Here is an 11,971-nt window from a genome sequence, read left to right as displayed (position 1 = left end):
CGCCGCACGGCCATCCGGTACGGGTAGTTTGGGGCGACCGATAGGACTTCAGGAGGGTTGGCCGTGGCTGCTGATCTGTCGCAGATCGTGAAGGCGTACGACGTACGCGGGGTGGTCCCGGACCAGTGGGACGAGCCGCTGGCCGAACTCTTCGGGGCGGCCTTCGTCCGCGTCACCGGGGCGGACGCCATCGTGACCGGCCACGACATGCGACCGTCGTCGCCAGGCCTGTCGCGTGCCTTCGCGCGCGGGGCGGCCGCACAGGGCGCCGACGTGACCGAGATCGGCCTGTGCTCGACGGACCAGTTGTACTACGCCTCGGGTGCCTTCGGCCTCCCGGGCGCGATGTTCACGGCCTCGCACAACCCGGCCCAGTACAACGGCATCAAGATGTGCCGCGCGGGAGCAGCGCCGGTCGGCCAGGACACGGGCCTGGTCGAGATCCGCGAACTGGCCGAGCAGTGGACGGAGTCGGGCGCTCCGCAGCCGGCCGCGACATCGGGAACGATCACGCAGCGTGACACGTTGTCGGACTACGCGGCCCACCTCCGCTCACTCGTCGACCTGGCCTCCATCCGCCCCCTGAAGGTCGTGGTCGACGCGGGCAACGGCATGGGCGGCCACACGGTCCCCACGGTCTTCGCGGGCCTGCCCCTGACCGTCGTCCCCATGTACTTCGAACTCGACGGAACCTTCCCGAACCACGAGGCCAACCCGCTGGACCCGGCGAACATCGTCGACCTGCAGCAGCGCGTCCGGGAGGAGGGCGCCGACCTCGGCATCGCCTTCGACGGCGACGCGGACCGCTGCTTCGTGGTCGACGAGCACGGCAACCCGGTGTCCCCGTCCGCGATCACGGCACTGGTGGCCGCGCGCGAGCTCGCGAGGAACGGCGGCAAGGGCGTGATCATCCACAACCTGATCACGTCCTGGTCGGTCCCGGAGGTGGTGAAGGAGCACGGCGGCACCCCGGTCCGCACCCGCGTCGGCCATTCCTTCATCAAGGCGGAAATGGCCGAGGAGGGCGCGATCTTCGGCGGAGAGCACTCCGCCCACTACTACTTCAAGGATTTCTGGAACGCCGACACGGGCATGCTGGCCGCCCTGCACGTCCTCGCCGCCCTCGGCGGCCAGGCCGGCCCCCTCTCCGCCCTCACCGCCGAGTACGACCGCTACGTGGGCTCCGGCGAGATCAACTCCACGGTCGCCGACCAGGCAGACCGCCTGGCCGCCATCAGGTCGGCGTACGGCGCCCGCGAGGACGTCACCCTCGACGAACTCGACGGCCTGACGGTCACCTCCACCGACTGGTGGTTCAACGTCCGTCCCTCCAACACGGAACCGCTCCTTCGACTGAACGCGGAGGCGAGGGACGAGGGGACGATGACGAGGGTGCGGGACGAGGTCCTGGCAGTCATCCGAGCCTGACCGTTCCGGCCCGTCCGGCGTTCGAGGGCGAGATGTTCAGGCCGATCGGAGGTCAGAGGGGCGGCGCCTCCCGGCGGGAACCGTCCCCTCTTGCAGCGCCTCCGGCAGCCTCCGCCCCCACCTCGCCCCAACCCCGACGCGCCACCCCCCACGGCGGTACCCTGACCAGGCACATCCGCACAAGCACATGTTCAAGCACCCGCACGCGCCCCCGCCCTCGAAGGGACACACCCATGCCGCTCGAAGCCGGTCTCCTGGAGATCCTCGCCTGCCCGGCCTGCCACGCCCCGCTCAAGGAGCAGGAAGCCGAGCTGATCTGCACGGGCGAGGACTGCGGCCTGGCCTACCCCGTTCGCGACGGCATCCCGGTGCTGCTCGTCGACGAGGCCCGCCGCCCCGCGTAAGGCCGAGCCCCGCCACTCGCGCACGAACCCCCGGGGCGCACCCAAGACCCCCGGCGATCGGAGGCTGCCGCCCATGCTCGACGAATCGCTGCTCGACACCCCCGAGGCCCTCTCGGAGGCCGACCGCCGCAGCCTGCTCCGCGGAGCCGCCGAGGCAGGTGCCCGCGTCCGCACGGCCGCACGGCACGCAGCCGAGGCAGGCGTCGCCGACCTCAAGCCCGACGGCCGCCCGCGCGCCGTCCTCATCGCGGGCCCCGGCGCCGCCGCCACCTGCGTCGCCGACCTGCTCGGCACGCTCGCAGGCCCCGGCAGCCCCGTCATCCGCCTCGCCCCCACCGGCGTCGCCCCCGCGGCGGGCGCCCTGCGCTGGGAGCTTCCCGGCTGGGCCGGCTCGGTCGACCTGCTGCTGATCACCACCCCCGACGGCTCCGAACCGGGCCTGTCGCTGCTGGCGGACTCGGCCTACCGCCGAGGCTGCACGGTCGTCGCGGTCGCCCCCGCCCATACCCCGCTCACCGAGGCGGTGGAAGGCGCCCACGGCCTGTTCGTACCGATGGCGACAGCCCCGTACGAACAGGACGAACAGCAGTTCGCCGCCTCCGCCCCCGGAGTCCTGTGGGCGCTGCTCACGCCCCTTCTGGCCCTCCTCGACCGCACTGGCCTGGTCACCGCCCCGCCGGACGCCATCGAGAAGATCGCCGACCGTCTCGACCACATCGCCGAGCGCTGCGGGCCCGCCATCGTGACCTACAGCAACCCCGCCAAGACGCTCGCCGCCGAACTCGCCGACGCGCTGCCCGTCGTATGGACCGAGGGGGTCTCAGCGGGCCCCGCAGGGCGCCGTTTCGCCGCCGCCCTGGCCGAACTCTCCGGCCGCCCGGCCATGGTGGCCGAACTCCCCGAAGCGCTCGCCGCGCACAGTGCCCTGCTGGCGGGTCCGCTCGCCGCCAGCGCCGACCCGGACGACTTCTTCCGCGACCGCGTCGAGGAAGCGCCCGCACTGCACGCACGCGTGGTGCTGCTCCGCGACCGCCCGCTCGGCGGCCTCACCGCCGCCCCCGCCGCCCGTGAACTGGCCCTCAGCCACGACACGCCGATCAGCGAGCTGGAGCCGGAGCCCGGCGGCGAACTGGAGACCCTCGCCGAACTGATCGCCATCACGGATTTCGCCGCCGTTTACCTGGCGCTCGCTTCGGGGGCCTGATCTTGACGCCGACGCTCTGACCGCCGTACGCACGCGAAGACGAGCAGTCGTACGCACACGAACCGGCAGAAAGAACCGCAACCGCATGGACCGCCTGGACAACACCATCCGTCCCTACGCCTGGGGTTCCACCACCGCCATCCCCACCCTCCTCGGCGTCGAGCCGAGCGGTGAACCGCAGGCGGAGATGTGGATGGGCGCCCACCCGGGCGCACCCTCGCGCACGGAACGCGGCACGCTCGTCGAGATCGTCGACACGGACCCGGAGAAGGAACTCGGCCCGGCAGCGGTCGCCAAGTTCGGCCCCCGCCTGCCCTTCCTCCTCAAGATCCTCGCCGCCGGCGGCCCTCTCTCCCTCCAGGTGCACCCCAACCTCGCCCAGGCGAGGGAGGGTTACGAGGACGAGGAGCGCCGCGGCATCCCCGTCGACGCGCCGCACCGCAACTACAAGGACGCCAACCACAAGCCCGAACTGATCTGCGCGCTCACCGAGTTCGACGGCCTGTGCGGCTTCCGGGACCCGCTGCAGGCCGCGGATCTGCTCGCCGGCCTGGGCGTCGACTCCCTCAAGCCCTATGTCGACCTGTTGCACGCCCACCCCGAGGACGCCGCCCTGCGCGAGGTGCTCACGGCGGTCCTCACCGCCGACCCCGAGGAGATGCACCACACGGTCGCCGCGGCCGCGGCCGCCTGCACCCGCCTCGGTGGCCGGTACGCGCCCTACGCGGACATCGCCCACCACTACCCGGGCGACCCAGGCGTCATCGCCGCGATGCTGCTCAACCACGTCCGCCTGCAGCCGGGCGAGGCCCTGTTCCTCGGCGCGGGCATCCCGCACGCGTACCTGAACGGCCTGGGCGTCGAGATCATGGCCAACTCCGACAACGTCCTGCGCTGCGGCCTCACCCCCAAGCACGTCGACGTCCCCGAACTCCTGCGCATCGTCCGCTTCGAGGCCGGCGACCCGGGCGTCCTGCGACCCGAGGCGTCAACGGACGACGAGGAGGTCTACGAGACCCCCATCGACGAGTTCCGGCTGTCGAGGTACGTCCTCCCCGAAGGCGGCGCCCCTCGCGACCTCACCCGGGCCACCCCGCAGATCCTGCTCTGCACGGCCGGTGGCGTGCGGGCGGACGGACACGAACTCGGCCCCGGACAGTCGGTCTTCGTCCCGGCGGGCGAGAAGGCGGAAGTGTCCGGAGCGGGCACCATCTTCCGGGCCACTGTGATCGTATGACCGGGGTTGTGGATACCTGACGCGCCGTCGCCGGACAGGGCTGCAAGAATGGCCCACCGGCAAAGGACGGGCAAAGCCGCGACGAGGCGGAGCCCCGGACGGCGTACGTACGAAGGCGAAGGGACAACGCGAACACATGAGCGCGTCAGGCGGCACCAGGGCGATCGTGGCGGCACTCGGCGCCAACCTCGCGATCGCGGCATCGAAGTTCGTGGCGTTCGCGTTCAGCGGTTCGTCGTCGATGCTCGCCGAGGGCGTCCACTCACTCGCCGACTCCGGCAACCAGGCACTGCTCCTGATCGGCGGCAAGAAGGCCCAGCGCGAGGCGACCCCGCAACACCCCTTCGGCTACGGCCGCGAGCGGTACATCTACGCCTTTCTCGTCTCGATCGTCCTCTTCTCGGTCGGCGGCATGTTCGCCATCTACGAGGGCTACGAGAAGATCCGCCACCCGCACCAGGTGGAGCACTGGTACTGGCCGGTGGGCGTCCTCGTCTTCGCGATCATCGCCGAGGGTTTCTCCTTCCGCACGGCCATCAAGGAGTCCAACGAACTGCGGGGCACGCTGTCCTGGTCACAGTTCATCCGCCGCGCCAAGGCGCCCGAGCTGCCGGTCGTCCTCCTGGAGGACTTCGGCGCGCTGATCGGTCTGGTCCTCGCGCTCGGTGGCGTCGGGCTCGCCCTGCTCACCGGCGACGGCGTCTGGGACGGCATCGGCACCGTCTGCATCGGTGTCCTGCTCGTCCTGATCGCGCTCGTCCTCGCCGCGGAGACCAAGTCCCTGCTGCTCGGCGAGGCCGCCGGCACCGAAGACGTCAAGAAGATCGAGGCCGCGGTGGTCGACGGTGCCACGGTCACCGGCATCATCCACATGCGCACGCTCCACCTCGGCCCCGAGGAACTGCTGGTCGCCGCCAAGATCGCCGTCCAGCACGACGACACGGCCGCCGAGGTCGCCTCCGCCATCAACGCCGCCGAGACCCGTATCCGCGCCGCCGTCCCCATCGCCCGCGTCATCTACCTCGAGCCGGACATCTACAGCGAGTCCGAGGCCGTCAAGGGCCCGGACCGCGAGGCGACGCCGGGGGGACCGGCGCCGCACCCGGCGGAACACTGAGCGCTCAGACCTGCACCGGCTGGGTGGGCCAGGGCGGCAGCGGCGGCGCCCTGCGCCTCCGCACCACCAGGAAGCCGATCCCCAGCCCGATGCCGGTGAGGAACAGCACCGCGCCGAGCAGCAGGGCCGAGCCCAGCAGAACCAGGATCGTACGGTCGTCCGTCATCCGGCCCCGCACGGCGTCCACGGGCACTGTTCTGCCGTGGTCCTTGGCGAAGAAACGGGAGTCCATCGCGTCGGCACGGTGGTCGCCCAGCAGGAACAGCCGCCCCTGCGGCACCTTCACGTCGTACTGCCCGTGCCCACCGTCGGCGTCGCCCCCACTGACGTAAGGCTCCTTGATCGGTTTTCCGTTCACGGTGACCCGCTCCTGGGAGCCCACGCGTGTGCAGCAGGCCACGCGGTCGCCGCCCACCCCGATCACCCGTTGCATGTGGACGCCTTCCGCGCCGTAGCGCTCCGGCGCGGAGAACAGCACGACGTCACCGCGGCGCACATCGCTGCCATCCACCTGCTCCCACACGATGCGCTCGCCCCCCTTGTACGTCGGCGCCATGCTCCCACTGGGCTGCGTGCCCACGCCGTACGCACCGCGCCCGTAGACGAAGGTGCCGATTGCCGGCATCAACCCCAGCAACCCCACCACGAGCGCCGCGATCCCCAGTCCCCGCCCTCTGCGCGCCATTTCACTTCCTCCCCATCCGCGGCGCGGAGAATAACCGGTCTCTGTGAACACCCGGTGCGGGCCCGCACGGCGCTCGGCGCACGGCCCCGCACCAGCATGTTTCAGATCACCCGATGTCACCCAGCACGTCGAGCACGGCCCGCTCGTCCTCCGCGGCGGTCAACCGCTCCCTGAACCGGGCGTCCATCAACTTCCGCGACAGCAACGCCAGAATCCGCAGGTGCTCATCGCCCGCCGCCGCCTCCGGTACGGCGATCATGAACACCAGCCGCGCCTTGGTACCGTCCATCGAGCCCCACTCGACGCCCTCGTCGGACCGGGCGAACCCGACGACCGGCGCGGTCACCGCGTCCGTCTTGGCATGCGGAACCGCGATCTCCTCGCCGAGCCCGGTGGTGCCCTGCTCCTCGCGCCGCAGCGCGGTCCGCACGAGCTCGTGCTCGTCCGCCACCTTGCCGCTGCGCGCCAACAGCCCCGCCATCTCCCGGATGGCAGCCTCCTTCTCCTGCGCGTCGAGCCGGATGCTGACGGTCCGCTCGGTGAGATAGCCGGAGAGGACATCGGCACCTTCGGCACCGGTACCTGCGTCGGTGTCGGCGGAACCGGTCGGCTCGGCCCCAGGAGCGGAATTCCCGCCACCCGAGCCCGCACCGGCCGACGCGGATCCACGTACGGCCTGCGGCGCTACGACAGCACGCGCGCCCGAACCCGACGACGCACCCACGCCGGCCGGGACCAACGATGACGCCGGCTCGACACCGTCCACACCCGCACCGACCACCGGCTCCGCGCCGGCGCGCCGCTTGCGCTCGCTGATGTCGACCAGGGCCACCGTCGTCAGCGCCGTGGCCACCGTGCCGACCACCACCGCGACGAAGAACATCGGCACGCCGCTGACCGCACCCAGCACAGCCACGATCGGTCCGCCGTGCGGCACCGCGTCCTTCACACCCGCGATCCCGGCGACCGCACCGGCCACCGCGCCGCCGAGCATGTTGGCAGGAATGACCTGCGCGGGCCGTGCCGCCGCGAACGGAATCGCGCCTTCGGAGATCCCGAAACACCCCATGAACAGGGACGCGAGACCGGTCTCCCGCTCCTGCTCGGTGTAGAGCCGCTTGCGCATCAACGTCGCCAGTCCCTGTCCCAGCGGCATGACCGGGATCGCGGCGGCGCACATACCCATGACCGTCTGGCTGCCGGTCGCGATGAGCCCTGCGCCGAACAGGAACGCCGTCTTGTTGACCGGCCCGCCCATGTCGAACGCGATCATGAGCCCCAGAATCGCGCCGAGCAGGATCGCACTCGTGCCTGTCATCCCACTGAGCCAGCTGTTCAGATGCTCGAACACCCACGAGATCGGCTTCCCGATGACGTAGATGAAGAACATCCCGAGCGCCGTCGTCGCCAGGATCGGGATCACGATGATCGGCATGATCGGCTGCACGAACTTCGGGACCTTGACCTTCTTGATCCACAACACCAGATACCCGGCGAGGAATCCGGTCGCGATCGCCCCGATGAAGCCCGCGCCCGCCTTGGAGTCGTACAACGACCCCGTGTTCGCGATCCAGCCACCGATCATGCCCGGCACGAGCGCAGGCCGGTCGCCGATGGCGTACGCGATGTACCCGGACAGAATCGGCACCATCAGCGTGAAACCGATCACGCCGATGTTGTTCACGTCCATCCAGAAGGAGTCCTTCGGGATGACCAGACCGCCCGAGGGGTCCGCGTGCCCGCCGAGCGACAGCGAGATCGCGATCAGCAGCCCGCCGACCACCACGAACGGGATCATGTAGCTGACCCCGTTCATCAGCGCCTTGTACCCGACGCTCCGCTCCTTGCCACCACCGGCCGACGGCGCCGCCCCGCCCCCGGGCCGGTACACGGGCGCCGACCGCACCTGCTCGATCAGCCGCTCGGGATGGTGAATGCCCTCCGCCACCCCGACCTTGAGCACCCGCTTGCCCGCGAAACGGCTCAGGTCCACATCCTTGTCCGCGGCGACGATGACTCCGTCCGCGCTGCTGACATCGTTGTCATCGAGGACGTTTTCAGCCCCGATGGATCCCTGGGTCTCCACTTTCATGTCGATGCCACGGCTCGCGGCGGCCTGCGCGAGCTTCTCCGCGGCCATGTACGTGTGTGCGATGCCGGTCGGGCACGCGGTCACGGCGAGCAGCTTCACGCTCCTGCTCTCGCCTTCACCGCCGCCCGTGGGGGGAGGGCCGGCCGGAATGGTCACGTCGATCTCCTAACGCCTTTGTCGCGCGAAACGCCGTCCCGGACGCCCCGCGAGATCGATCAGAGAGTTCGGATCTCCAGGCATCCTGCACCACCTGACGCTCGCCTCAAAGAGGCAAAAGTGCCTGTCTGAGCCGTTCTGTTGACTCCTGTTCTCCCGTTCGTACGTGTCCTGTTATCGCGCTGCCCGCCCCTCGCCCTCCCCACCCGCCGTTCGCCGTGATCGACGTGATGTGTTCGGATGTGGACTGGGGACGGCCGGGCGGACCGGTGTAGCTTGGGACGGAGCCAGACGTCGCTGCTGATGGCGGTCGGGCGGTCCCACAAGGGACCGACCGAGGGAGAGAGGGCCTCCGACGGACTGCGCTGCGCGCACCGGGCATGCCTGTGTCCTCTTCGGGCACCCCTGTGTCCGCCGCCGCGCAGACCAGCCGTACCCACCTCGCCCCAAACCCGAGGAGCAGCTAGCAATGACGACTGTCGACAACCGACAGGACTTCAAGGTCGCCGACCTCTCCCTGGCCGTCTTCGGCCGCAAGGAGATCACCCTCGCCGAGCACGAGATGCCCGGCCTGATGTCGATCCGCAAGGAGTACGCGGAGGCGCAGCCGCTGGCCGGCGCCCGCGTCACCGGCTCCCTGCACATGACCGTGCAGACCGCCGTCCTCATCGAGACCCTGGTCGCCCTGGGCGCCGAGGTCCGCTGGGCGTCCTGCAACATCTTCTCCACCCAGGACCACGCGGCCGCCGCCATCGCCGTCGGCCCGAACGGCACGCCCGACAACCCGCAGGGCATCCCGGTCTTCGCCTGGAAGGGCGAGACCCTGGAGGAGTACTGGTGGTGCACGGAGCAGGCGCTGACCTGGCCCAACACCCCCACCGGCGGCCCGAACATGATCCTGGACGACGGTGGTGACGCCACCCTCCTCGTCCACAAGGGCGTCGAGTACGAGAAGGACGGCAAGGTCCCGTCCGTCGACACGGCCGAGTCCGACGAGCACCGCGTCATCCTCGAGCTCCTGCACAGCACCATCTCCGACGGCTCGCAGAAGTGGACCCAGCTCGCCTCGGAGATCCGCGGCGTGACCGAGGAGACCACCACCGGCGTCCACCGCCTGTACGAGATGCACCGCGACGGCACCCTCCTGTTCCCGGCGATCAACGTCAACGACGCCGTCACCAAGTCGAAGTTCGACAACAAGTACGGCTGCCGCCACTCCCTGATCGATGGCATCAACCGCGCCACCGACGTCCTCATCGGCGGCAAGACCGCGGTCGTCTGCGGCTATGGCGACGTGGGCAAGGGCTGTGCTGAGTCGCTGCGCGGCCAGGGCGCCCGCGTGATCATCACCGAGATCGACCCGATCTGCGCCCTGCAGGCGGCGATGGACGGTTACCAGGTCACGACCCTCGACGAGGTCGTCGACAAGGCCGACATCTTCGTCACCACGACGGGCAACAAGGACATCATCATGGCCTCGGACATGGCCAAGATGAAGCACCAGGCCATCGTCGGCAACATCGGCCACTTCGACAACGAGATCGACATGGCCGGCCTGGCGCAGATCCCGGGCATCGTCAAGGACGAGGTCAAGCCGCAGGTCCACACCTGGACGTTCCCCGACGGCAGGGTGCTGATCGTCCTGTCCGAGGGCCGCCTGCTCAACCTGGGCAACGCCACCGGCCACCCGTCGTTCGTGATGTCCAACTCGTTCGCGGACCAGACCCTGGCCCAGATCGAGCTGTTCACCAAGCCCGACGAGTACCCGACCGACGTCTACGTGCTGCCCAAGCACCTCGACGAGAAGGTCGCCCGTCTCCACCTGGACTCGCTCGGCGTGAAGCTGACCACGCTCCGCCCCGAGCAGGCCTCGTACATCGGTGTCGAGGTCGAGGGCCCGTACAAGTCGGACCACTACCGCTACTGAGCGGCCCGGCGCAGCACGTGGTGGGCGCGTCGGTGCGCTGACGCGCCCACCAGCAGCAAGTCCCTCCGAGGCAGGCCCCCGCACCCCCGTGCCGGGGGCCTGCCGCTTTGGCTCTGCGGCCGGTCGGCCTGACCCGGCCGTCAACCGGACCAGCCCGTCAACACCCAGGACCCTCATGCCCCGCGGCCGTTATTCGCTCCACGATCCGCACGATCACACCCCCCTCGCAGAAGAGCACTTCCACTGCGCCCCCGGCCCCTCCGGCTGGCGCTACGTGTCCCAACTGACCACCCCCTCGGGCGATCACCGCGGCTCCGTCGACCTCACCCTCGACGAACTCGGCCGCCCCCTCCGCCTCGAACTCCACGCCGCCGGCTGGCAGGTCCGGGGCGCCGCTCTCGAAGGCGTCACCTGGGTCCGCACGGACCCCACCGGGGCTGATGCCATTGAGGGCAACGTCCCCGCCCACGCGTTCACCGGCACATCCCCCGCGTTCCTCGTCGCCACCACCCGTCTCCTGCGCCTCACCCCTTCCGCCTCAGCAACCCGCGTACGCCTCGTCGCCTTCACGGACCCCGTCCTCGCCCCGCGCACCGTGGACCAGTCCTGGACCTTGGTGAACAGAGAAACACACGCCACTGACAACGCCCCCCTGACCGTGGACGAATACCAGGTCACAGCCCTGGACACGGGCGAACAGCACGCCGTACACATCGCCGGCGACGTAGTCCTCGGGGCGCCCGGCATCGAGCTGGAAGACCTCGAGTCACCGCCGTCCACCTTCACCTGAGCGAGAGGGCCGCCGCCTGAGAGAGGAGGCGGGCAAACCCGACGCGAGGCAGCCGCACCCTCGGCGGGGTTACGCGGGCGGTACGAACCCGCTGGACTCGGCGTTCCCACTCGCCCCGCTGGACGGACGGTCGGCAGGCGGCCCCACCTGCGAACCGGTCGACCCGGCCCCGTGTGCCGAAACCGCATGTGTCGGAGCTTCGGCCTCATGCTCGTCCGCGGCCGCCCGCGCGACCTGAGCCGCAGGCGGCGGTGCCGTCACCGGAGAAAATCCCGCAGGACGCCCGAAGGAACCCGGCGCAACAGCCTGGCCCCGGACTGACGTGCCGTTCGCGACTGCCCGTCGCACCTCCCGGGTCTGCCGCTCCTGCACCACGGCCGCCAGATACGCCGCCGAAGGAACACCCTGCGGGACCGGTGTCCCCGTACGGGCCGCGAGATCCGAAGCGAGGCGCTCCGCCATGGCCGAGCCGACCTGCGGATCCAGCTGCTGCATCCGCGTCAGGTACTGACGGACCGCTAGCCACAAGCCGTCGGGAACGGCTGACAGATCAACCTCCGAGAACCTTCCGGCCAACCAGAGCGGCGGCGGAGGCACGAAGCCCGCCGGAACGACAGGCATCCTTTCCCGTACGACGAGAGTCCCGGCGAACACGTCGCCGAGCCGCCGCCCACGAGCCGACACAAGGGACGCAACGCAGGCGATGACTCCGAACGTCATCACGATCTCCACGAACCCGATCCCGCCCCGAACCAGTGCATGCCGGAACCGGATCGGCCCTCCGTCGTCCCTCACCACGCGCAACCCGCACGCCATCTTTCCCAGAGAGCGCCCATGGCTGAGCGTCTCGACCGCGATCGGCCCGCCCACCAGCACCAGCACGAAGCTCGCGATCGACACAGCGGTCTGCGCCGCGTCGTCCAGCGAAGCC

The 11,971-nt window shown here is 70.2% G+C and carries 10 protein-coding genes (1 of these 10 running past the window's edge); 7 read left to right on the top strand and 3 right to left on the bottom strand.

Annotation, left to right across the window (positions count from 1 at the left end):
• Positions 1-63 precede the first annotated feature (63 nt).
• The 5 genes from ACYUED_RS16870 to ACYUED_RS16850 all read left to right on the top strand — a co-directional run bounded on the left by ACYUED_RS16870 (position 64) and on the right by ACYUED_RS16850 (position 5,390).
• Complete coding sequence (locus ACYUED_RS16870; protein ID WP_491293098.1) at positions 64-1,428, top strand: phosphomannomutase/phosphoglucomutase; 1,365 nt, start codon at positions 64-66, stop codon at positions 1,426-1,428.
• A gap of 233 nt (positions 1,429-1,661) precedes the next feature.
• Complete coding sequence (locus ACYUED_RS16865) at positions 1,662-1,832, top strand: Trm112 family protein (protein ID WP_266681024.1); 171 nt, start codon at positions 1,662-1,664, stop codon at positions 1,830-1,832.
• A gap of 73 nt (positions 1,833-1,905) precedes the next feature.
• Complete coding sequence (locus tag ACYUED_RS16860) at positions 1,906-3,036, top strand: SIS domain-containing protein (protein ID WP_491293097.1); 1,131 nt, start codon at positions 1,906-1,908, stop codon at positions 3,034-3,036.
• 85 nt (positions 3,037-3,121) lie between these two features.
• Positions 3,122-4,273: a mannose-6-phosphate isomerase, class I gene (gene manA, locus ACYUED_RS16855; protein ID WP_491293096.1), complete on the top strand. Its 1,152-nt coding sequence runs from the start codon at positions 3,122-3,124 to the stop codon at positions 4,271-4,273.
• A 136-nt stretch (positions 4,274-4,409) separates the two neighbouring features.
• On the top strand, positions 4,410-5,390 hold the full coding sequence (locus ACYUED_RS16850) for a cation diffusion facilitator family transporter (RefSeq protein ID WP_491293095.1): 981 nt from the start codon (positions 4,410-4,412) through the stop codon (positions 5,388-5,390).
• Positions 5,391-5,394: 4 nt separating this feature from the next.
• On the opposite strand, the gene lepB is transcribed toward ACYUED_RS16850, so the two are convergent.
• Both lepB and ACYUED_RS16840 read right to left on the bottom strand, forming a co-directional pair.
• Positions 5,395-6,075: a signal peptidase I gene (gene lepB / locus ACYUED_RS16845; protein WP_491293094.1), complete on the bottom strand. Its 681-nt coding sequence runs from the start codon at positions 6,073-6,075 to the stop codon at positions 5,395-5,397.
• Positions 6,076-6,181: 106 nt separating this feature from the next.
• Complete coding sequence (locus ACYUED_RS16840) at positions 6,182-8,323, bottom strand: fructose-specific PTS transporter subunit EIIC (protein ID WP_491293093.1); 2,142 nt, start codon at positions 8,321-8,323, stop codon at positions 6,182-6,184.
• Positions 8,324-8,792: 469 nt separating this feature from the next.
• Here ACYUED_RS16840 and ahcY point away from each other — a divergent pair, with 469 nt between their 5' ends.
• Both ahcY and ACYUED_RS16830 read left to right on the top strand, forming a co-directional pair.
• Entirely contained in the window at positions 8,793-10,250 is a 1,458-nt protein-coding gene (ahcY, locus tag ACYUED_RS16835; RefSeq protein ID WP_491293092.1) for an adenosylhomocysteinase, read from the top strand.
• Between the two features lie 175 nt (positions 10,251-10,425).
• Positions 10,426-11,040, top strand: coding sequence for a hypothetical protein (locus ACYUED_RS16830; RefSeq protein WP_491293091.1), 615 nt, complete (start codon positions 10,426-10,428; stop codon positions 11,038-11,040).
• 69 nt (positions 11,041-11,109) lie between these two features.
• Here ACYUED_RS16830 and ACYUED_RS16825 read toward each other — a convergent pair whose 3' ends face one another.
• On the bottom strand, positions 11,110-11,971 hold the 3' portion of the coding sequence (locus ACYUED_RS16825) for an RDD family protein (protein WP_491293090.1). It continues 143 nt past the right edge of the window; only the last 862 of its 1,005 coding nucleotides appear in the window; its start codon lies beyond the right edge, outside the window; its stop codon occupies positions 11,110-11,112.

The sequence above is a fragment of the Streptomyces sp. DF42 genome (assembly GCF_058267695.1).
The sequence above is the reverse complement of the archived record's forward strand: the minus strand, read 5'-3'. Positions and strand labels throughout refer to the sequence as shown.